Source organism: Hymenobacter aerilatus (genome assembly GCF_022921095.1).
In the GTDB taxonomy this organism is placed as follows: domain Bacteria; phylum Bacteroidota; class Bacteroidia; order Cytophagales; family Hymenobacteraceae; genus Hymenobacter; species Hymenobacter aerilatus.
Genome location: NZ_CP095053.1, coordinates 3,257,012 through 3,278,695 on the forward strand (window position 1 = coordinate 3,257,012; position 21,684 = coordinate 3,278,695).

Here is a 21,684-nt window from a genome sequence, read left to right on the forward strand (position 1 = left end):
AGCATAAAGCTACTACCGTCTACCGCACCAGTTCTACACGTTCTATTGTGTCCCCAATTTCCAAACGCTGCACAACGTCCATGCCGGCCACCACCTGCGCGAAAATGGTGTAACGGCCATCGAGGTGGGGCGTAGGAGCGTGGGTGATAAACCATTGGCAGCTCTCGGTGTCTTTGCCAGCCGAGGCTAGGCCCACAGCACCCGCACCGTAGCGTAGGTTGGCCAACTCAGAGCGTATGTTGTAGTCGGTGCTGCCCCAACCGTCGCCGCGCGGACAACCGCCCTGGGCCACAAAGTTGGGCACTACCCGATGAAAGTTCTTGCCATCGTAAAACCCCTGCCGAATCAGTTCCACAAAGCTTGCCACGGAGCCGGGAGCCTCTTCTACCAGCAGCTGTAAGGTGATGACGCCCTTTCCCGTGCGTACTACCACGCGCTGAGTGGCTGGAATACTCGATACCACCGCCCAATCGATAGGGTGCGAAGCCGCCCGCGCCACGGGCGTAGGCGTAGCGGGTTGTTTCAAGAGGAAATCAAGCGTTTGTTGCACCGATTGCCACGCTTCCAGGTCACGGGGTAGGACGAGCTTGGCTTGAGCTTTTTGCAGAAAGCCCAGGTCGGGCAGCAGCGGGCGCAGGTTCAGCTTGGGGTTGCGTAGGGCTTCGGCCGCAATACCGAGTAGGGCTACATCGCCGGTTTCGGCGGCTTGTCGTAATGCCAACGCAAACGAAGCCCGCTGCGCTTCCGGAAAATCGGCCTGCTGGCGCATGGCTACTAGCGCCTCCAGCCCATAGGTGCGCACTACCAACTGCTGCGTTGGCGCAAAGGTAGCTTGGCGTACAAACTCATACGCTGCCGGATCTTCGCCCAGCGCTTTCAGCAAATACCCTTTCTCGTACGGACTTCCCGCAGCAGTGTAGCGTGCCTGCACTGCCTGCCGTATGGCAGCCTGCGCCTGCTCGACAGAGCGTTGCTTTAGGGCCGCAGCCAGCAGGGTAGCCCGCACGCGCCACTGTACCAGCTTATTGGCTTTTTCCAGAAACAGCGTACCCGACTCCTGACTGGCGTTAGCCAGAAAAAACTCAGCCGCCGTCACGGCCACTTGGTCGTTTGCGTCTGTTAAAGCAGCCCAGGCAGCCTCCTTCACCTGCACGTACATGGCGGCATTCATGGCACGCAAAGCACTTATTCGCACCCGGTAGTCCGCGTCGCGGCGGGCCAGGGTAGCTAACAGGGCGGGCACCGTGGCGGCGTGGCTGGCTTTGCCCAGCGCCAGCGCAGCAGCCCCTCGCACGGCATAGCTGGGGTCGGTTTGGGCAGACGTGACCAGCGAGGCCGCATACGGCGTTAGGTCGAGGCCGCGGGTGCGAGCCAAGGCGTTGGCCGCCGCCACACGAGCACTGCGGGGGTTCTCCTGCCCCAGCAATTGCACTAGCCGAGCCACAGCGGGCTCCGAGGTGATGCCACGCAGAGCAGCACGGTACAGTCCCCAGCTTTGCCCAACCAAGGTAGCAGTATCAGCGACTAGTGAGGTGGGTAGGCGCACCAACGCTGGCAAACCAGCGCGGGAAGTACATTTACCTAAGGCTTCCAACACCTCGGCTCGTACTGCCGCGTTGGGCTCAGCAGCTATTTGCTGACGCAACGTTGCTTCGGCGGTGCTATCGGCCATTTGTCCCAGGGCGTAGGCTACCGCACGCCGCACCGCAGCTTCCGAATCGTTGAGGTGAGTGTTGACCGCATCCGTGGCAGCTTTGTCCTGCACCGAGGCAAAGGCCAGCGCGGCTTGCTCGCGGTAGCGCGAATTTGGGCTTTCCAAGTACTTCAGCAGCGCGGGCGTCCGGCGCTCATCCTGGAGGGTAGCAATGCGGCGCAGCGTAGTGTCAGCAGCAAACTTGTTGGGAACCACCGCACCGGCCGGCGTAGTAACGGCGGGCTGTGTGGTGGTAGCGCAGGCGCTGCCGAGGACTAGCAAGGTGAATGCAGCGCCTACCTGCCAGCGCGTAAAGAAGGGAGTGTACAATGACATAGTTGCCCCTAAAATAGACAAAAGCCTATAGGTAGCAGCGGCCTGAAATAGGTTTATGCCCAGCTATTATTCCGCGGGTTCATCAGCGGCTACGGCCTCTAGCTGCTGCGTGAGCGTGGCAAACAGCACCTCGTTGCCTCGCTGTTGGTAGTGTCTCAACTTCTCCGCAAATGCATCTACGTCGTAGAGAAAAGCCCGCACATTATCGGCAGTGAGGGCGGTGAAGTGCCGACCATAGCCTAGCTTTTCTACCTCTGCCGCATTCAAAAACTGCTCGAACTGGGCCGGAATGGGCACCGCGCAGATGGGTTTGTGTAGGTATACTGCCTCGCTGATCAGCGAAAAACCACCGTTGGTAAGCACGGCACGGGCACTGGCAAGGTCCTCTATAAATTCTTGCTCGCTGAAAGCCCGCAGGTGCACGTTGCCGTGGCTTTCTTCCTTATTGAAGCCGTACACTCGAAACTCCTGACCCGGCAGTGCCTGCAGCAGCGGCACCAGGTTGGTTTGGGTGGTGGCTGACTGGTATACCAACACGTGCTGGCCACGGGTAGGCTGCGCGGTCAGAATCTCGGGGCGAATGATAGGCGGCACCAACGTAGTATTGGGCTTGCAGAGTGGCAGCGTGAAGAAAGTGGTAATGAGGTAGTGCCGGCTTCGGGGCAGCTTAGCACGCACAATCTGCCTTGCTAACTGCAGATGCTCCCGCTCGGTGGGCGGCACAGTGATATCCAACTCCGTCCTACTGATTATCTGCATGTTATCGATACTGATAACGGGTAGGCCCTTCCAGCGGGCAAAGAAATAGCTGAAGGACTCGAAATCCGAAATGACGATATTGGGCGCAAACGTACCCAGCAATTCACGGTACCGGGCAAAGTTGACGCGCAGACTTTCCGGGGCCGTGCGCAGTGTGAGCGCCACCGTCCGCACGCGCGACACCGTAACGTCTTTGTACGCCAGGTGAAAGCCTTTTATTTCGTGTACGCGTCCCGGAAAATTGCGGGCCAGCATCTGGTAGGCACGGCTGCTGCTCACTACCTGCACCTCGTGCCCCTGCTTCAACAGCCACGCAATTACCACTTTGCTACGAGTAGCATGCCCTAGTCCCTCGCCGGGCACGCCGTACAGAATCTTCATGCTAATAGGTGAGATGGTGAAATGGTGAGTCTGATGTTCTGCCGATGCTAATTGTGCAAGCTGCGTATGAGAACGACAAACTCACCACTTTACCATCTCACTATTTCGTCTACCGGGTAGGCACGCGGAACTGCAGGCCTATGCTTGGCACAATGGTGAGGCCTTTGAGCGAGGTAGAAGCGTTGTTGAGCAGCGCAAACGTGCCGTAGTTCTGATAGAAAATCGACAGCGACGGGATGACATACGCGTAGCGGTAACCGATTTTGACGTTGGCAAAGGCCCCGAATGACGAGAAATTTTGCTTGCTAAGCGGCAGGTCCGGAATACGTTGGTCGGTGCCGCGGTAGAAGATGTTGTTGGGCTGAAAGCGGTAGCTTAGGAATGTATGCGCATACACTACACCATAGGAGAAAGCGCCTTTCTCCTCTTCTGGCCCAAACGACTGACTGAACACCAGCGGCACCAGCAAATCGTGGCGGGAAGCCCGGAAGCCCACTGCATCGGTGATGTTGTCCAGAAACGCTAGGCCGGGCAGTTTGGCCCGTTGCGTGGCGTATTGCAGGCCAATGCTGGCGTAGGTGTCGCCGCCCCTACCCTGCGGGTGCTCTACGGAGCCCACAGGCCCCAAAAACTGGTACATGGCATCGAATACGTGCGAGCCAAACGCATACTTATAGCCCACATCGAGGCGGTCGAGCACGCCGTAACGCAGGTAGAGGTCGGCGGTGGGCTGCACGGGGTCCAGCACGTAGGCCAGCGCCGCAGCTTGCAGGTTGGTCACCGTCTGATTGTACTGTACCGTATCCTTACCGGCGGTTCTTTCAGCAGCCGACCGAAGGGCCGAGCCAGCCTTGCCAAGCGTGGCCGTTGGCACGTTGAACGCCGCATTGCCCCCTACTCGGAACTCACCTCGCGGAGTCACCTTTCCTGTGCTGACGATGGTGCGTGGCGCCACGCAGGAGGTAGCAGCTAGCAGCGACGCAGCGGCTGCCCAAGAAAAAACGCGATGAAGTGAAAGGCGCATACAGGAAAAAAGAAAACTATAGACCGACAAAGAAACGGGTTATCGGCCCTTCGCCAAAACCAAGCCGAATGCGGCGTTTCTTTTTTCTACCTGCAGACGCTCCTAAACGCAACCGGCCCAGCGCAAAACTGCACCGGGCCGGTTTGAGGCAATACTTCCAAGATCGTTATTAGTTGCCGCCGCCCACGTAGCCCTCGGTGAAAACTCGGTACTGATCGAAAATGGAACGCACGGAGCGACGCAGCACGATTTCGCCGCGGGGGCCGTTGGGTACAGTCACGCCGGAGGCGTAGCCGTTCCACACAGCGCGGTTGGTGTGGTTGTCGATTAGGGTTACGAGCAAGGTACCTTCGGAGAGGAGCATGCGCACGGGCTTGTAGCCGCGCTTGTATTCGTCAGGGGTTTCGTCGTCTTCCACCACACCCATCTTCACCCAGCGCTCCAGATCTTCCTGCATGTAGCCGCGGAAGCGCATGTCGCCCTCAAATACTTGAAAGTTGATGAGCAGATCAGGACGAGTGGTGGCGGGACGGTAACCCTGGGCGCGCAGGCGGTTGCGCACGGCATCGCGCAGGGCCTCGCCTAGCCGACTGGAATCGGAAGCCAGGCCCTGGCCCCGCATAAACTCATACGTACGGTATCTTTTGAACGTGCCGCTGTAGCTGTAATCTGATTCAATGCGGGCCTCACGAGTGGCAAAACAGCCGGTCAAACTCAACAGTAACAGCCCTACAAGCAGGGTAAAGGTAGGTTTCATACGGATGGATTGGGGTAGAAAGGTTATGCCTAAGATACGCAATAATCTTCCTTACAGCTCTCACACTCAACTACAAAACCGCAAAAAATTTTGCACCCCTACCCCCGCTTAACGGTAGCCGGCGGCTTGCAGCTGAAACAGTTCAGCATAGCGCCCACCTCGTGCCAGCAACTCCTGGTGCGAACCAATTTCAATGAATTTGCCCTGCTCAATCACCAGAATGCGGTCGGCCATGCGCACGGTGCTGAAGCGGTGCGAGATGAGCACGGCGGTTTTGCCCTGCGTGAGCTCGTTGAAACGCTGAAACACTTCGTACTCGGCGCGGGCATCGAGGGCGGCGGTGGGCTCGTCCAGAATCAGTAGCTGGGCATCGCGCATATAGGCGCGGCCCAAGGCAATCTTCTGCCACTCGCCCCCGCTCAGGTCTACCCCGCCGGCAAAGCGCCGACCAATGATCTGGTCGTAGCCCTGAGGCAGCTTCTTCACCACTGAGTCGGCTAGGCTTTGCGCGGCGGCCGACTGAATGCGGGCCGTATTTTCCTTTTCCTCAATGCGGCCCACAGCCAGGTTTTGACCCGCTGAAAGCTGGAAGCGCACAAAGTCCTGGAAAATCACCCCGATTTCCTGGCGCAACTCCTGGGGGTCGTACTCGCGCAGGTCGTAGCCATCGAGTAGGATGCGGCCTTCGGTGGGGTCGTAGAGGCGAGAAAGAAGCTTCACGAGAGTAGTTTTGCCAGAGCCGTTCTCGCCTACCAGCGCCAATTTCTCGCCGGCGTGCAGCGTGAAGCTGAGGTTGCGCAGGGCCCATTTCTCGGCGTTGCGATATTTGAAGCCGACATTCTCAAACTCAAACCCTACCCGGATAGGCCGCGGGAAGGGCCGCACCGGCCGCGACTCGTCCCGCACGATGCGGGGCTGTAGATGAAAAAAATCAAAGAAGTCCTGCAAGTACAGCGCCCCTTCAGCCACCGAGCTGAACCGGCTCAGAATGCCTTCCAATAAACCCCGCATTCGGGCAAAAGACCCCGCCAGAAACGTAAGCTGACCGATAGACACTGCCCCGCGTACGGCCTGGGTGATGATGTAGACGTAGGCCGCATAATAGCCCGCCGCCCCTACCGCCGCGAAGAACGTGCCCCAGCCGGCGCGGCGCACCACCAGGTTTTTGTTCTTCTCATAGAATTCGTCGGAAAGCTGACGGAAGCGGTCAGTGAGGAAGCCGGCTAGGCCGAAAATCTTGACCTCCTTGGCGGTTTCGTCAGAAGCACCGGTCACGCGCAGGTAGTCCAGCTCGCGGCGCTCGGGCGTCCAGCCGTGTACCAGCGAGTAGCTGCGCTCGTTGAAGTGCGACTCACCCAGAAACGCTGGCACCACAGCCACCAGCAGCAACAGCAGCAGCCACGGGTTGAACGCGGCCAAGCCCACCGCCAAAAAACCCATCGTGATAAAGTCCTGAGCCTGCGACAGCACCTGCGACATGAGCACTGTGCGCGAGAGTGTTTGGCGACGCGCGCGTTCCAGCTTGTCGTAAAAAGCACTGTCCTCAAACTGGTCGAGGTCGAGGCGGGCGGCGTGCTCCATCAGCCGGATAGACGACCGGTTGGCAAACAGGTCGCCCAGCAGCGAGTCGAGCAACGCCACGCCCCTACCCAGCGCATCCGACAAAATGGCCAAACCAAACTCCAGTGCCAGTAGCGTAAGCACCGGTGAGAGCGTACGCTCGGCGGCGGGTAGGCGGCTCAGCGTTACTACTTCATCGAGAATGAGTTGGCCTACATATAGAATAGCGACGGGTAGGGCTGCCCGCAGCAGACGCAACACCATGTTGGCCAGCGTGAGGGATGGACTGGTTTGCCAGACCAGCTTCAGAAACTCTGGTAAGTTGCCCAGCGCCGAGAATCGCTCCCGTACCGAGAGGACAGGTTTGCCGTCGGGCCGCGGGCGCTTGGCGGAAACCGCGTGTAGTGAATCGAAAATAGATGCCATTGGTAGCCATACGACACAATTCGCTCCAACTAGGTTCGCGGTAAGCAGGGTAGCCGTTTTGGCAGATGACCTGTGTGTTAGCTTGACAGCAAACGTGATAAATAGGTCAACCAATAGTAAAGCAAAGATCTACGACACTATAGTGCGCCTTCAGCTACTTACTTCTGACTTTTACTCCCGCTATTTTTAGGCTTCGGTTTATCTCGCATCAACACTATAAATGGAGATTTCTGATGTTCTCTCACCTCTTCCGCGTATCCTTTTTCGGTTGTTAAATCCATTTGATACAAATACCCTTCCGGCTGCCGGGCATTTTTGTGCACATAGCTTCCCGAAAACGCTACGATGTCGGTGCGCTTGTAAGCATTCAGCGCGTTGCCACGTAGGCGCTTGCCATCTACCCAAATTCCAAACTTATGTGGATTATGCCAGTCAGCCCATTGTGCTTCAGTAGGTGTGCGGCGGGATGAAATAGGAGCTACCCATACCCATTTTCTTTCCTCAGGTGTTAGGTCTGCGTACTTTTTCTGCTGGTTATTAGGCAGCATCACCAGCTTGTCGCCGTAGCGTTGCAGGAGTGTATCCGCTTTTGCTAAGGTAGCCGGGCGCTGGATTTTGGCTGGTGCGCTGCTAGTAGTTTCTGGTCGCGCCACTTGCGCCACCGTGGTGCTAAACAGGAACACAGAAGTTCCTACCAACAAACCGCTGAAAGAACCTGCCAGCCACACGGTGCGCCGGGACGTGTGTTTCGTCATCATAAGTAGTCGTTGTTTGGTGGTTTGAAATGTGAGTGTACTCGCTAAAAGAGGCAGTGGTGTGGGTGTGAGCTTGCTCAGCAGTAGCCGCTGGTACTGCGGCACGTTGCGGTGGCCTTCATTCACAGCCTCATCCGCCAGAAATTCGTGGTTGAGCTGCATGGCACGTCGATACCAATAGAGCAGCGGATTAAACCAGGCTAGGCACAGCAGTAGCCCGATCAATAGCACGTCGAGTGAGTGCCGCTGCCGAATGTGCGCTAACTCGTGGGTATATAGCTCTTCCTCTATCTCACCGCGGCTGTAGGCTACTGCTGGCACAAATAGATAGCTCCAAAAAGTATAGGGTAGGGTATCAGTTGCCAGCTGTACTAGGGTAGCACCGCGAAACGCTTGCTTCGGACTTTTGGTAATCTGATGAACTAATCGATACAAGTTGCGCCCGAAGCGCCCCAGCAACACAAGCGTAACGAAGCCGTAGAGCATCAGCCAATAAGGCGGGGTAGTAGCTTCCGGTGTGGGCGGTAGCACGGGCACAGGAGGTAGTCTCTGCACAAAAACCTGTTCTGGCAGAGTCGAAACTAGTTCGGTTACGCTGGGTGCTATTTCCACCGAAAACAGTGGTACTACGGCCGAAAACAGTAAGCTGCCCAACAGATAGAACCGCTTGAACGTATGCATCCGCTCGTTTTCGAGAGCTACTTTGTAGAAAACGAACAGCAGCAGCAAGCTCAGGCTGCTTTTGAGCAGGTAGACCGTCATGGCTTTTTCTTTTTGAGTTGCTCTTCGATAATCTTTTGCAAGGATTCCAGCTCCTCAGTTGATAAGCCGGCCTGCGTGGTGAAGAAGGAGGCAAACTGCGCGGCCGAGTTGTTGAAGAACTTCTTCACTAAGCCGTTGACATGGGTAGCAAAGTAGGCCTGACGCGTTATGAGCGGGTAGTATTCGCGCGAGTTACCGTATTCGCGGTAGGCTATGAGGCCTTTATCGGTCATGCGCTTGAGTAGGGTGGCCACAGTGGTAGCGGCTGGTTTGGGGTCGTCGTAGGCGTCGAGCAGGTCTTTCATGAAAGCCCGTTCCCGGCTCCATAAATGATGCATAAGGGTTTCCTCAGTAGCAGAGAGCTTCATTCTACATCTATAGATTTTGTTCTACAATTGTAGAAATAAAATCTAATAAAGTCAATTCTTTAATTCTATTATTTTCAGCTACTCAATAAGTTAACTGTACTCATACCGTACCGCGCAAGCAAGCCGCCGAAATCTCAACGAATCCGTGAGTTGGATTTCTCGACCTTTGCGCGCTATGTCTGTTGCTCCTCCCACCCGCGTGTACACAGCCGGTTTCTGGCTGATGTGCTTGTCGTCGTTTCTGTTTTTTGCCAGCTTCAACATGCTGCTGCCCGAGCTACCCGACTACCTCACCAGCCTGGGCGGCGCCGAGTATAAGGGCTATATCATTGCCATGTTCACCGTCACGGCGGGGTTGTCGCGGCCGTTTTCGGGCAAGCTAGCCGATACGGTAGGGCGCATTCCGGTGATGGTGTTTGGCTCGCTGGTGTGCTTTCTATGCGGCTTTTTCTACCCCTGGACGGCCACAGTGGGTGGGTTCTTGCTGCTACGCCTGTTGCACGGGTTTAGCACAGGCTTTAAGCCTACGGGTACGGCAGCGTTTATTGGTGACATTATTCCGTTTGAGCGCCGGGGCGAAGCCATGGGTTTGCTGGGCGTGGCCAGCTCGATGGGCATGGCCGCCGGGCCCGCACTAGGCGGCTTGCTGGCCGAGCATTTCTCGCTGAACGTACTGTTTTACTGCTCTTCCGGAACGGCCCTGCTCTCGCTCATCGTGCAGGGCACCATGACCGAAACCCTACCCCCGGCGCAGCGCCAGAAGTTCAGCCTGAAGCTGTTGCGCTTGCGCTGGGACGAGGTACTGGAGCCCCGTGTCTTTCAGCCGGCGCTGGCTACCCTGCTGTGCATGTTTCCCTACGGAGCCGTGCTTACCGTCATCCCTGATCAGAGCACGTATCTGAATATTGGCAACAAAGGCTTGTTTTTCACCTTCTACACCGTGGCCTCGCTGGCCGTACGGCTGGTAGCTGGCCGCACCTCCGACCGCTACGGTCGGGTGCCGGTGCTGCGCTGGTCTACTGCCTTGTTGCTGGTGGCGCTGGTAGCGCTGGCTCTGGCGCGCTCGGCCCCGTTTCTGCTGGCGGCGGCCGTGCTGTATGGTTTCGCTACGGGCCTCAACTCCCCTACCCTCTACGCCTGGACCATTGACCTGAGCCCCGCCGAACGGCGCGGCCGGGGCGTGGCTACCATGTACATTGCCCTGGAAGCTGGTATTGGTCTGGGCGCCTTGCTGGCCGGTTGGATTTTTGCCAACTCACCCGCCCGCCTACCCTACGTGCATGGTCTGAGCGCCGCCGTTACGCTGGCGGCTCTGGTGTACCTGTGGATAGGCGTGCGCAACCAATCTATTGCACAAGCCGAATAGTTTATACCATTGCTGGTTACTTGTGCGTCTTTGCCACTGCTCATGTTGGCTGCACGTCATTTTTTCTTCCAGTAGCGCTCCAGCCGGTCGGCTTCTTTGGCCGTGAGGTGGATAATCGTGCCGTGCTTCGGCGACGTGAAGTTGGTGGCCTTCATCACACCCGTGTTGAAGTGCCCTATGTCGTTGAACGTGGCGAAATCGGTGGTTTGGCAGAAGCCGAAATTGTGCGGCTGAATGCTGAACACGTCGTACATCAGCACCCATTTTTTCTCGCCGATGCGCTTCCATACATTGGGCGCTTCGCAGGCGCCTGGCTCGGCGTCTACCCACGCCGGGTTGTAGCGGTAGCCGCTGTGGATGCTGTCGGACAGCGCCATTTTGATGCCGCCGGGTTTCTCCTGGGCCACGTACATCAGGCAGAAGCGCCCGTCGGGCAATTGCGTGATATCGGCGTCCAATACCTGTATTTCGGGGTTTGGGTATTCAAACAGAATTTTGGGCGACGACGTGAGCCGGGTAAAGGCCGCATCAGTATAGGCGTAGTAGAGCTTGGTGCGGCCGTTGCCCAGGCGCATGGTGAAGTACAGCATCATTTTGCCAGCGGCAGCATCGTACACCGTTTCGGGTGCCCAGGCGCAGCCGACATCCTTCAGTTCCGGAAAAGCCTCGTCGAGGCGCACGACGTGGTGCGTCCAGTGGAGGAGGTCGGTGGAACGGAGCAGCACCAGCCCCCGATTGTTGCCCCATCCATACGCCTTTTCGTCCCGCTCCCAGGTGGTAGCGCGGTATCCCTTTTGCTTGGCAAACAGATGCAAGTCAGTCATGGCCATATAAAAGGCACCATCGGGGCCCCGGTAAATATGCGGGTCGCGGATGCCGCGCTGCTCGGCAATGGTGTCGCCGGCTATAACAGGCTGCCCGTTGTTGACGGCCGTGAACGTGTAGCCGTCGCGGCTGGTGGCCATAAACAGGCTGTGCGTGGGGTCGGTGAAGAACACGAACAGGTAGGCTCCCATCTTCTTCTCGTTGGGAAACGCGCCGTTGAGTTGTGCTGCCACCAGCCCAAGCAAACTCAGCAACGCCACAGTTCCTAGTAATACCCTATTCCAATTCATAGTTCCTGTAGTCTTTTATCAGAATGCCGCGCTAAACCGGCGCTACCAAAGCTACGGTACAGTGGTCCAAACTACTACAAACAGAGCTGCGCTGGCTCCCCCTTCGAAACGCAGCACAGGCATAGCCTTAGAAATAAAGTACAGAAGTTTGGCCAAATATCATCTATTATTCATCTTTGATGAAGAATAGAAAGCTGGCTTTATAAGATTGGCTTAGACTATCAATATCAATTTGTTGCTATTACGCGTCGTTTCTACTTTTCCTGATTATGCGTCATATTATACTCGGCAGTAGCTTACTGCTGGGGCTGCTGTATGGCTACTCGCCAGCAATGGCACAGAAGGCTACTGCCCCAAAGCCCCCAATATCTTTCGGCGACATATCGGCCGTTGATTTTGCTCCCAATCCTACCCCTCTAGCTGCCGATAGCGCCGCCGAAGCCGAGGTACTGTGCGATTATGGGCAGTCGCGTATTGTAGGCGCCACAGAGAAGTTTCAGGTGGTATTCGACCGCACCACGCGCATTCATATTCTGCGCAAGGCCGGCTACGACTGGGCCACAGTGCGTGTGCCCCTCTACGTGGATAACGAACAGCGCGAAAAGCTTTCCAACCTAAAAGGCTTCACCTACAACCTGGTAGGCGGCAAGGTAGAGAAAACCAAGCTGGACCCCAGCTCGGGCGTATTCAGTGAGAAAATCGACAAAAACCATGTCCTCTACTCTTTCACGCTGCCCAACGTGAAGGAAGGCTCGGTGGTGGAGTTTACCTACACCATTACGTCGGATTTCCTCTTCAACCTTCAGGATTGGCAGTTTCAACACCGCATACCTACCCGCTGGAGCGAGTACCGCGTAGCGCTGCCTTCCTTCTTCCGATACAAGGAAATCACGCACGGCTACCTACCCTTTGCCGCCCACGATCAGGCGTGGGTGCCCTACAGCACCGGCTACCACCAGAATCAGCAAACGGGTTATGGTTCCGTTAATACGGGCCCTACCCAAACAACCAGCATCAGCACGCAGGCGCTGGCCGAGCGTTGGGTGCTGCAAAATGCGCCGGCTTTCCGGGAAGAGCCGTTTATGGCCGCCGCCCAGGACTACATGCGTAGCGTGCACTTCGAGCTGGCCGGCTCCGATTTTACAGGCCATGATTTCCGCGACTTGTCGAACACGTGGGAGAAGATTGGGGCGGCGCTGCTGTCTGACGAGCGGTTTGGTGTGGTGCTCAACCAGAACTCGCCGCTGGCAACTGAGGCCAAGGCCCTGCGCGCCCGCTACCCCGATGCCCGCGCCCGCGCCGAAGCCGTGCTGCGGCTGGTGCAGCAACACGTGAAATACAACGGCCAAGAACGACTCTACACGTCGCAGCCTACCCGCAAAACCTACGAGCAGCACCAAGGCAACTCGGCTGATGTGAACTTGCTGCTGCTGCAAACGCTACGTGCGGCCGAGCTGACCGCCAGCCCCGTGCTGCTCAGCACCCGCAGCCACGGCCGCATCGTGACAGATATGCCCTTGCTTAGCCAGTTCAACTACACCATTGCCCACGTGCTGCTGCCCGATGGCGAGTTGCTACTGGACGCTACCGAGCCGCTGCTACCCATTGAGATGCTGCCAGAGCGTTGCCTCAACGAACAGGGTCGCCTGCTAACGGCCACCGGTGCCTGGGTGCCCCTTGCCAGCAAGCGCAACTACTTGGAATACACCAAGGCCGACTTCAAGCTAGACGATACGGGCACTTTGCGCGGCACGATGCGCCAGGGCTACAGCGGTTATGCCGGGTTGGCTGCCCGACAGCAAGTGCTCAGCCAGGGCGAATCGGCCTACAAAATTCAGCTGGGCCGCCGCTGGACCGACTGGCAGCTGACCAACCCGCCTACCCTACTGGAGCTGGAAGACCCCAGCAAGGCCTTTGCCGTGGAGCTGGCTATGACCCTACCCGGCCCCGAAACGCCGGCCAATCTGCTCTACCTGCCCCTAATGCAAACGGTAGGGCTGAGCACCAACCCCTTCCGCCACGCCGACCGGTTCTTCCCCGTTGATTTCAGCACCAGCCGCGAGCTGACGCAAGTAGTGAGCCTGGTTTTGCCGACCCGCTATACGGTGCAGGAGAAGCCCGCCGATTTGCAGCTGGCCCTACCCGGCAATGCCGGCAAATTTCTCTACCATGTGGCCCAGCCTACGCTTGACCGCCTAGAAATTACCTCGCGCCTGCAACTCACCAAGACCAGCTATAGCCCCGCCGAGTACGCAGCCCTACGCGAGTTCTACAGCCGCGCCATTGCCAAGCACGCCGAAATGCTGGTGCTGCAACGGAAATAAATTATTGCATTCATTATCAAACCAATAGCAATTGCCGTTGGTTGCCGCCGCTCTGCTTTCTGCGCTACACCTTATTGTAACTATACCCGTCGCTGCTATGCCCTACCCCGTCGCATAGCAACGGTTTCTGGTGTCTTCATCGATTATTATTTCCCTTTACTGCTTTATGCAAAAACTACTACCCCATGTGTTTCTACTGGCGCTAGCTGGTGGCCTCTCCTTTACTGCTAACGCTCAAACGGAACCTGTTAAGTTTGGCAAACTCGATCCGCAGGACATGGACGCGAAGAACTTTGTGGCCGACAGCGCCGCCGAGGCTGTCGTGCTCTGCGACTACGGGCAGTCGCGTTTCAACGTATCCAATGGCGAATTTAAAATCGTGTTTGAACGCGTGACGCGCATCAAGATTCTCAAGAAATCGGCCTACGATCGGGCCACGGTGGAGGTGCCGCTGTATCATAAAGGCACCAACGAAGAGAAACTGAGTGGTCTGCGCGGCTTTACTTACAACATGGTGAACGGGCAGCTAGTGAAAGAAAAGCTGGCCAGCGAAAACACTTTCCGCGAAGAAAAATCGGCCAACGTGACGGTGCGAAAGTTTACGTTACCTAACGTGCGCGTGGGCTCCGTGATTGAGTACGCCTACACCGTCAATTCTGACTTCCTGTTCAACTTCCAGGACTGGCAATTTCAGGAGAGCATTCCGGTGCGCTGGAGCGAGTACCGGGCCAGCATCCCGGAGTATTTCGACTACAAAATGCTGATGCAGGGCTACGAGCCGCTGGCTATTAGTGAGCACCCCACTGGCCAGACGCAGTATACGATCAACACCAGTGGCTCTTTTGACGACTACGGCAACCGCCAAAGCGCGAGCAGCCAGACGGTATCGGCCAACGTGACCAACCACCGCTGGGTGATGAAAAACGTGCCGGCGTTCCGCAACGAGCCGTACATGACCACCTCGCGCGACTTTGTGGCCCGCATCGACTTTGAACTGGCCGGCACCAAATGGCCCAACCAGGGCTACCACAGCGTGGCTAACTCCTGGAACAAGATCAACGAAGAACTGCTGACTGAGGAAAGTTTTGGTAACCAAGCGAAGCACGCCAGCTTTCTAAAAGAGGAAATTGCGGCTCTCAAAGCCAAGCATGCCGGCAACCCGGCGGCCCTGACAGCTGCTGTGCGCCACCTGGTGCACCACTCGGTGAAATACAACGACCAGGACCGCCTCTATGCTACCACCACTACCCGCCGGGCCTACGACCAGCACAATGGTAGTGCTGCTGACGTGAACCTGCTGCTGATTGGCGCCCTGCGCGACGCCGGCCTAACGGCCCATCCCGTCATTCTGAGCACCCGCGACCATGGCCGCGTAAATACCATGTTTCCGCTGCTGTCGAATTTCAACTACGTTATTGCCCACGTAGCACTACCCGACAACAAGGAGATGCTAGTAGACGCCACCGAGGAAGCCATGCCCTGCGGCAATCTGCCCGGCCGCTGCCTGAATGGGGTAGGGCGCCTACTACTACCCGATGCGACGCAGTCGCGCTGGGTGGACCTCACGCCCTCTACCCGCTTTGTAGACTACCGCAAGGTGCAGCTGCAATTGGATGAGAAAGGCGGCTATACCGGCCAAGTGCACCAGGAATATGGCGGCTACCTAGGCGCCCACCACCGCTCGCGCTTGGTGAAGCTGGGCGAGAAAAAATTTATGGAAGAGCTAGCTAAGGGCCACGAGGGCTGGGACATTCCGAAGTATGCGTTCAAGGAAAAAGAAACCTATACAGCACCGCTTGCCCTCGACTACGAGCTGACCAGCACCGGCAACGAGCAGGCCGCCGACATGCTGTATATCAACCCCATGCGGCATTTTGGCGACAGCAAAAATCCTTTCCTGCATGAAGACCGTCGCTTTCCGGTGGATTTTGGTGCGCTGATGGACGAAACCAACCTGGTAACGCTTACCCTACCTGCCGGCTACGCGGTAGAGGAAATGCCCAAGCCGCTGGTGGTAGACCTACCCGACAACGGCGGCCGGTTTATGTATTCCATCTCGCCCAGCGAAAATTCTTTGCAGATTATGACCCGCATGAACCTGCGCAAGACGGTGTACTCGGCCGAGGAGTACGCGGCGCTGCGCGACTTCTACTCGCGTCTGCTGGCCAAGCAGGCCGAGCAAATTGTGCTCAAGAAAAAATCGTAAGCTGATGCGTCACTTTTCCCTACCCTGCCGGGCTGTTGTACTGAGCGCCAGTCTGTTTGCTACTGACACTGCCTGGGCCGCACCGGCACCTAAGTACCCAGTGAGCGACCTACCCGCCAGCTTGCGCGAGAATGCCCACGGCGTGGTGCGCGCCTACGACGAAACGCTCGTAGTGAAATCGGTGAGCCGTACGGTGAGTACAGTGCACCGCGCAATTACCATCCTAGACGGCGCCGGGTCTGACTGGGCACAATTGATGGTGCCCTACGATCAGCTTAACAGTATCAACTACCTGCGCGGGGCCGTGTACGACGTCGACGGCCGCCTGATTCGCTCTCTACGCGCTAGCGACGTGAAGGACTACGGCCTCTCCGACGGCTTCAGCCTAGCTACCGACAACCGCGGCCGACTGGCCACGCTGCAACAATCGGCCTACCCCTACACGGTGGAGTTTGACTACGAAATCACTTCCGACAACTCCTTATTTTACAGCACCTGGGAGCCGCAAGATGAGCCGCAGCTAGCCGTAGAGCACGCTACCTTCCGGGTGCTCACGCCTGCGGCCCTACCCTTGCGCTACCAGGAGCGGCACTTGCCTAAGGGCGTACAGGCTGCGCACTCGCAGCAGAGCGGGCAGGAAGTATATCAGTGGGAAGTGAAAGCCCTGGCCGCCGTGGAGCGCGAGCCCGACGGGCCGCCGTTACGCGATTTGGTGCCGATGGTGGTGACGGCCCCCGCTGCTTTTGAGGTGCAGGGCCATGCCGGTAGCGCCGCTTCCTGGCAGCAACTGGGCCAGTGGAGCTACGAGCTGAACAAGGGCCGCGACGTGCTGCCCGACGACTTACGGACCCGCGTGGCGGCACTGGTGAAAGACGAAAAAGACGAGCGCGCTCGCATCCGAAAAGTGTACGAGTTTTTGCAGGCCAATACGCGCTACATTTCGGTGCAGCTAGGGTTAGGCGGCTGGCAGACGTTTCCGGCCTCGGCGGTGAGCACCAACGGCTACGGCGACTGCAAAGCCCTGTCGAACTACGGAATGGCATTGTTGCAGGCAGCCGGCATCACGGGCTACTGTGCCCTGGTGCGCGCCGATGCGCCCGACATTCACACGGAGTTTTCCAGTTCACAGTTCAACCACGTGATACTGTGCGTGCCGCTGGCTGCCACCAAAACCGCTAAGGCCGATACCGTGTGGCTGGAGTGCACCAGCCAAACGGCGCCGTTTGGCTACATGGGCAGCTTCACGGGCAACCGCCATGCGTTGTTGCTCACGCCACAGGGGGGCAAGCTGGTGCGCACGCCTACCTACGGCGTGCGCGAAAACCGCCGCGAGCGGCTGGCCGATGTATATCTGGATGCGCAAGGCAAAGCTACAGCCGCCGTGCGCACAGCCTATACCGGCCTGGAGCAGGACCGCCTCAGCGCCATGCTCGATGGCCTGGACCCAGCCCAACAAAAGAAGTATATCACGGAAAGCCTGACACTGAACAACTTCAGCATCACAAAATTCAACCTGACGGCCAACCGCCAGCAAGCCCTACCCATGGTAACAGAGAAGCTGGACCTCGCGCTGCCCACTTTTGCTTCGGTGAGCGGCAAGCGCTTGTTTCTAGCGCCTAACCTGCTCAGCCGCTTACCCGCCTTATCCGCCCCCGTGGGCGGCCGCCAATCCGATGTGTGGCTGAGCCATGCCTACACCTACGCCGACACAGTACGCATTCACGTGCCGGCCGGGCTACAACCCGAAAATCTGCCGGCGCCAGTGCAGCTTACTACGGCTTTCGGTACGTACTCGGCGCAGCTACATACCCTACCCGATGGCACGTTGCAGTACGTACGCCGGCTGCAAATGCCGCGCACGCGCTTCGCTAAAGAAGACTACCCGGCTTACGTGGAGTTCCGCCGCAAAATCAGCGCGGCCGATAAGGCGCAGATCGTGCTGCTGAAGACGGACGTCTAGCGAACCTTCTCACCCTTTAAAGGTCTGGCTATCAGAGATGGCCAGACCTTTTTTATTACCTGTGCATCAGGCGGCTGCGTAGTTCTTCTCATCAAGCAGTTTATTTTGTGAACACAATCTTTCTATCCTGCTAAAACAACCTAAACTCTAGCCGTATAGTCGTTGTCTAGCCCCTGTTTGTCGAATAGATAATAGGTGGCGTCTAAGGGATATTATTTTCGTTGTCTGCCTACTACTCCTACCCTACCTTTCCACTTTCTCACCTCCTACCTGATGCAAACTTCTACCCTGCGGCGAGGGCTGCTGAGCGGCTTGTTTTTATTGGCAGGCTTGCTGCCGGCCGCGGCGCAACGCGTGCTGTGGGCCGATGCCTCCCCGACCGTTGTACCCAAACAGCACACCCTGGCGCTGAACCGCTTTCGGGCCGTTGCCGTGCAGCTGGGCACGGTGCGCAGCACCTTACGCACTGCCCCATCCGAGCGTAGCGCGGCCGCCCGGCAGTCGGGCACTGTGGTGTCGTTGCCCCTACCCGATGGCTCCTCCCAGCGGTTTCGGGTGGTGGCCACGCAGGTGATGGCGCCGGCGCTGGCAGCACGCTACCCCCGCATTCGTACCTACGTGGCCCACGGCCTCGACGACCCCACGGCCACGGCCCGCCTCGACGTGTCGCCGGCGGGGTTTCATGCCCAGATCCTGGCAGCCAACCGCACCGTCTACATCGACCCGGCCGCGCCCGGCGATACAGTGCACCATCTGGTATTTGACCAAAGCAGCATGAGCCGCTCGGCGCTGGGTGCGGTGTGCTACACGCCTGATGGCCTGGATCAGCATACAATTACTAAACTGAACCGTCCGGCTGCTATGCAACGGCCCAACGGTAGCCAGCTGCGCACCTACCGGCTGGCGGTAGCTTGCACGGGTGAGTACGCTGCTACCAAAGGAGGCACCAAAGAAGGTGCCCTGGCTGGTATTGTTACCTCCGTAAACCGTGTGGATGGCATTTACGAGCGGGAACTAGCTATTCGCATGGTACTGATTCCCAACAACGACCGGCTGATTTTTCTTACCGACTCCACCGACCGTTATACCAATGACGACGGTGAAATCATGTTGCGGCAAAACCAAGCTGTTCTGACGGACAGCATCGGCTCGGCCAACTATGATATTGGGCACGTGTTCAGCACTGGCGGCGGAGGCATTGCAGCACTGGGCTCCGTATGCGTGGCGGGCGTAAAGGGGATGGGCGTAACAGGCCTACCTACCCCGGTGGGTGATGCCTTCGACGTGGATTTTGTAGCCCACGAAATGGGACACCAATTTGGGGCCGAGCACACCTTTAACAGCCAACTCGGCAGTTGCGGAGGTGGTACCCGATCTGCTTCCTCAGCCTATGAGCCCGGCAGCGGCGTCACGATTATGGCCTACGCCGGTATTTGCGACGCCGACAACCTGCAAGACAGTAGTATCCCCTACTTTCATTCGAGCAGCTATGACCAGATTCTCGACCACGTAACTGGTGCTGGCAACTGTGCTGTGGTAACTACTACCAGCAACCAGGCGCCTACCGCGAATGCGGGCGCCAACTACCGCATTCCCATCAGCACCCCCTTCACACTCACTGGCTCAGCCACCGACCCCAACGGCGACGCGCTGACGTATAGCTGGGAACAGTATAATCTGGGGCCAGCTGGCAACGCTACGACGCCGCGGGGCGATGCGCCTATCTTTCGGTCGTTTGCACCTACTTCTAGTACCAGCCGCACGTTTCCGCGCGTGTCTGACTTGGTGAATAACACCACAACCATTGGAGAGCTGCTACCCACCTATGCGCGGCGGCTGATTTTCCGGTTTGTGGCCCGCGACAACCGCGACGGCGGGGGGGCGTGGAATATGATTCAATGAACGTAGCCGTAATTGGCACGGCTGGGCCTTTCCTGGTGACTACGCCCAACACGGCTACCACTTGGCAGGCAGGTGTGCCTCAGCAAGTAACCTGGGATGTAGCCAACACTACGCAAGCGCCCATCAGCGCCGCCAACGTGGACATCTTGCTGTCTACCGACGGCGGCCTTACGTTCCCGACGGTTCTGCTGGCTGCTACCCCCAACGACGGCTGCGAATCCGTAACGGTGCCCGCCGCCACCAACACCACATTGGCACGCATCAAGGTGCAAGCCACCGGCAACGTGTTTTTCGATATTTCCAACCAGAACTTCACGATTCGCCCCCTAACAGCACCGACCTTCTACCTCAGCACAGCCTGTATTGCCAACAATCTGCTAACCGTGTGCCCTGGTACCAGCGTACCGGTAAGCGTGGGCATCGGGCAGGTGCAGGGTTTTGCGGGCTCTGTATCGCTAAGCACCACCGGCCTACCCAACGGCGTGAGTGTGAGCTACGCACCAACTACTGCAGTGGCGGGCGGCACGGCCGTTGCTACTATCACGGCCGCTACCACCACCACGCCTGGCACGTATACGCTCACGCTTACGGGCACCAGCAATGGGGTAGCACAGAATCAGCTGGTGCGTATTGTGGTGCCGCTGCTGGCTACGCAAACCGCTGTAGCTACCACACCAGCGGCCAATGCGCTGGTAACCACCCGGCCCGTCTTCACGTGGCAAGCCGTGCCCAATGCGACAGCCTATACGTTGCAAGTAGCCACGGATGCGGCTTTCAGCAACGTGGTGCTCAACCAAACCATTGCGTCAGACACCACTACTACCTTCACACCTACTACCCCGCTGGCTGGGGGCACTACCTACTACTGGCGCGTGCGCGGCACTACTGCGTGCAACGAAGCTCCCTACTCGGCGGCTATCCTCTTCCGAACGGGGGCAGTCACCTGCCAGCCGTACGCGGCTATGCAGGTACCCGTCACAATTCCGACGACGGCCAACGCCAAGGTTTCCTCTACTGTAGAGGTAAGCTCGACGGATATAGTAGCTGCTATTCGGATTAATAACCTAGCCATTACGCACCCCAACGCGGGTGAGCTGACGGTGACCCTGACCAACCCGGCGGGTCGCTCGGCGGTGCTGCTGGCCAATCTGTGCTCGGGTACCGCTAACCTCAACTTGTCGCTGGACGAGCAGGCGGCTACAGCGCTGACTTGCCCGCTGAACACAGGTGCCACCTACCGTCCGGCCAGTTCGTTGGCTGCCTTGCTTAATACACCCGCCAACGGCACTTGGACTCTGAATATCGTGGATAACACGACCGGTAACAGCGGTACGCTCACGGGCTGGACGTTGGAGCTATGCACGATACCGGCCCCGCCCGCTGCTCCTACTAGCCTGCTGGCCTACCTCAGCGGCACCACTGGCAGCACGGCTACCATCGACCTACAATGGCAGGACAACGCCAACAACGAAACCAGCTTTGAGCTGGAACGTTCCCTCACCACGAACACCAACTTTCAGCGAGTTGCCACCATCGCTGCCAACCAAACCACCTATTCCGATCAAGTATCAGCCACGGGTCGGTATGTATACCGCATCCGGGCAGTGAACAGCATCGGCAACTCAGCCTACTCCAACGAGGCCGTAGCCAGCGTAACACTAGCCAGTACCACTGCGCCAGCGCTAAAAGGCCTAGCCGTATACCCAAACCCTAGCAGCGGCCAGTTCCAGTTGGAGCTGAATAACGCGCATACCGGCGCGGTGCAGGTGCAAGTATTTGATGCGTTGGGACGCAGTGTGCTGACGCGCACTTTCACTAAAGCAGGCAATACGTTGCAGCAAACCCTAGATTTGCGTGTCCTCAGCGCAGGCATTTACCAACTTCGCGTCACGCAACCACAAGGCACATCTATTTTGAAGTTGGTGAAGGAGTGAGTGGTGAATTTGTGAACGAAAAAAGCGCGTGTCCTCCTGAGCATTCCGCGCATCAA

Annotated in this window: 14 protein-coding genes; 6 read left to right on the forward strand and 8 right to left on the reverse strand. The window is 57.8% G+C overall.

Annotated features, from left to right (window positions below; genetic code table 11):
- Nucleotides 1-19 precede the first annotated feature (19 nt).
- The 7 genes from MUN82_RS13600 to MUN82_RS13630 form a co-directional block, all read right to left on the reverse strand.
- A complete protein-coding gene (locus tag MUN82_RS13600; RefSeq protein WP_245091247.1) occupies nt 20-2,029 on the reverse strand; it encodes a peptidylprolyl isomerase in 2,010 nt (669 codons plus the stop codon).
- Nucleotides 2,030-2,095: 66 nt separating this feature from the next.
- The gene (locus tag MUN82_RS13605; protein ID WP_245091249.1) at nt 2,096-3,169 is read right to left on the reverse strand and encodes an MJ1255/VC2487 family glycosyltransferase; all 1,074 of its coding nucleotides are present in this window, start codon (nt 3,167-3,169) and stop codon (nt 2,096-2,098) included.
- A gap of 109 nt (nt 3,170-3,278) precedes the next feature.
- On the reverse strand, nt 3,279-4,193 hold the full coding sequence (locus tag MUN82_RS13610) for a hypothetical protein (RefSeq protein ID WP_245091251.1): 915 nt from the start codon (nt 4,191-4,193) through the stop codon (nt 3,279-3,281).
- Between the two features lie 169 nt (nt 4,194-4,362).
- Nucleotides 4,363-4,950, reverse strand: coding sequence for a DUF4136 domain-containing protein (locus MUN82_RS13615; protein ID WP_245091253.1), 588 nt, complete (start codon nt 4,948-4,950; stop codon nt 4,363-4,365).
- A 108-nt stretch (nt 4,951-5,058) separates the two neighbouring features.
- Nucleotides 5,059-6,936, reverse strand: coding sequence for an ABC transporter ATP-binding protein (locus tag MUN82_RS13620; protein ID WP_245091255.1), 1,878 nt, complete (start codon nt 6,934-6,936; stop codon nt 5,059-5,061).
- A 158-nt stretch (nt 6,937-7,094) separates the two neighbouring features.
- On the reverse strand, nt 7,095-8,453 hold the full coding sequence (locus tag MUN82_RS13625; RefSeq protein ID WP_245091257.1) for a M56 family metallopeptidase: 1,359 nt from the start codon (nt 8,451-8,453) through the stop codon (nt 7,095-7,097).
- Nucleotides 8,450-8,821, reverse strand: a complete 372-nt coding sequence (locus MUN82_RS13630) for a BlaI/MecI/CopY family transcriptional regulator (RefSeq protein WP_245091259.1) — start codon at nt 8,819-8,821, stop codon at nt 8,450-8,452. The genes MUN82_RS13625 and MUN82_RS13630 overlap by 4 nt, the downstream gene beginning before the upstream one ends.
- Before the next feature lie 175 nt (nt 8,822-8,996).
- On the opposite strand from MUN82_RS13630, the gene MUN82_RS13635 reads away from it, so the two are divergent.
- Nucleotides 8,997-10,187, forward strand: coding sequence for an MFS transporter (locus MUN82_RS13635; RefSeq protein WP_245091261.1), 1,191 nt, complete (start codon nt 8,997-8,999; stop codon nt 10,185-10,187).
- Between the two features lie 56 nt (nt 10,188-10,243).
- On the opposite strand, the gene MUN82_RS13640 is transcribed toward MUN82_RS13635, so the two are convergent.
- Entirely contained in the window at nt 10,244-11,302 is a 1,059-nt protein-coding gene (locus MUN82_RS13640) for a glycoside hydrolase family 43 protein (protein ID WP_245091263.1), read from the reverse strand.
- Nucleotides 11,303-11,571: 269 nt separating this feature from the next.
- Between MUN82_RS13640 and MUN82_RS13645 the strand changes: the two genes are divergently transcribed.
- From MUN82_RS13645 to MUN82_RS13665, 5 genes are all read left to right on the forward strand, one after another.
- Entirely contained in the window at nt 11,572-13,626 is a 2,055-nt protein-coding gene (locus MUN82_RS13645; protein WP_245091265.1) for a DUF3858 domain-containing protein, read from the forward strand.
- 166 nt (nt 13,627-13,792) lie between these two features.
- On the forward strand, nt 13,793-15,832 hold the full coding sequence (locus tag MUN82_RS13650; RefSeq protein ID WP_245091267.1) for a DUF3858 domain-containing protein: 2,040 nt from the start codon (nt 13,793-13,795) through the stop codon (nt 15,830-15,832).
- Nucleotides 15,833-15,836: 4 nt separating this feature from the next.
- The gene (locus MUN82_RS13655) at nt 15,837-17,792 is read left to right on the forward strand and encodes a DUF3857 domain-containing protein (RefSeq protein WP_245091269.1); all 1,956 of its coding nucleotides are present in this window, start codon (nt 15,837-15,839) and stop codon (nt 17,790-17,792) included.
- A gap of 273 nt (nt 17,793-18,065) precedes the next feature.
- On the forward strand, nt 18,066-19,694 hold the full coding sequence (locus tag MUN82_RS13660; protein ID WP_245091271.1) for a reprolysin-like metallopeptidase: 1,629 nt from the start codon (nt 18,066-18,068) through the stop codon (nt 19,692-19,694).
- Nucleotides 19,676-21,628 (forward strand): T9SS type A sorting domain-containing protein, encoded by a 1,953-nt coding sequence (locus MUN82_RS13665; protein WP_245091273.1) that lies wholly within the window; start codon nt 19,676-19,678, stop codon nt 21,626-21,628. Before MUN82_RS13660 ends, MUN82_RS13665 begins: the two co-directional genes overlap by 19 nt.
- Nucleotides 21,629-21,684 lie beyond the last annotated feature (56 nt).

What these genes read in the sequence shown, in the direction of transcription:
- MUN82_RS13600 (WP_245091247.1), bottom strand. Translation starts at nt 2,029, where the DNA reads ATGTCATTGTACACTCCCTTCTTTACGCGCTGGCAGGTAGGCGCTGCA.
- MUN82_RS13605 (WP_245091249.1), bottom strand. Translation starts at nt 3,169, where the DNA reads ATGAAGATTCTGTACGGCGTGCCCGGCGAGGGACTAGGGCATGCTACT.
- MUN82_RS13610 (WP_245091251.1), bottom strand. Translation starts at nt 4,193, where the DNA reads ATGCGCCTTTCACTTCATCGCGTTTTTTCTTGGGCAGCCGCTGCGTCG.
- MUN82_RS13615 (WP_245091253.1), bottom strand. Translation starts at nt 4,950, where the DNA reads ATGAAACCTACCTTTACCCTGCTTGTAGGGCTGTTACTGTTGAGTTTG.
- MUN82_RS13620 (WP_245091255.1), bottom strand. Translation starts at nt 6,936, where the DNA reads ATGGCATCTATTTTCGATTCACTACACGCGGTTTCCGCCAAGCGCCCG.
- MUN82_RS13625 (WP_245091257.1), bottom strand. Translation starts at nt 8,453, where the DNA reads ATGACGGTCTACCTGCTCAAAAGCAGCCTGAGCTTGCTGCTGCTGTTC.
- MUN82_RS13630 (WP_245091259.1), bottom strand. Translation starts at nt 8,821, where the DNA reads ATGAAGCTCTCTGCTACTGAGGAAACCCTTATGCATCATTTATGGAGC.
- MUN82_RS13635 (WP_245091261.1), top strand. Translation starts at nt 8,997, where the DNA reads ATGTCTGTTGCTCCTCCCACCCGCGTGTACACAGCCGGTTTCTGGCTG.
- MUN82_RS13640 (WP_245091263.1), bottom strand. Translation starts at nt 11,302, where the DNA reads ATGAATTGGAATAGGGTATTACTAGGAACTGTGGCGTTGCTGAGTTTG.
- MUN82_RS13645 (WP_245091265.1), top strand. Translation starts at nt 11,572, where the DNA reads ATGCGTCATATTATACTCGGCAGTAGCTTACTGCTGGGGCTGCTGTAT.
- MUN82_RS13650 (WP_245091267.1), top strand. Translation starts at nt 13,793, where the DNA reads ATGCAAAAACTACTACCCCATGTGTTTCTACTGGCGCTAGCTGGTGGC.
- MUN82_RS13655 (WP_245091269.1), top strand. Translation starts at nt 15,837, where the DNA reads ATGCGTCACTTTTCCCTACCCTGCCGGGCTGTTGTACTGAGCGCCAGT.
- MUN82_RS13660 (WP_245091271.1), top strand. Translation starts at nt 18,066, where the DNA reads ATGCAAACTTCTACCCTGCGGCGAGGGCTGCTGAGCGGCTTGTTTTTA.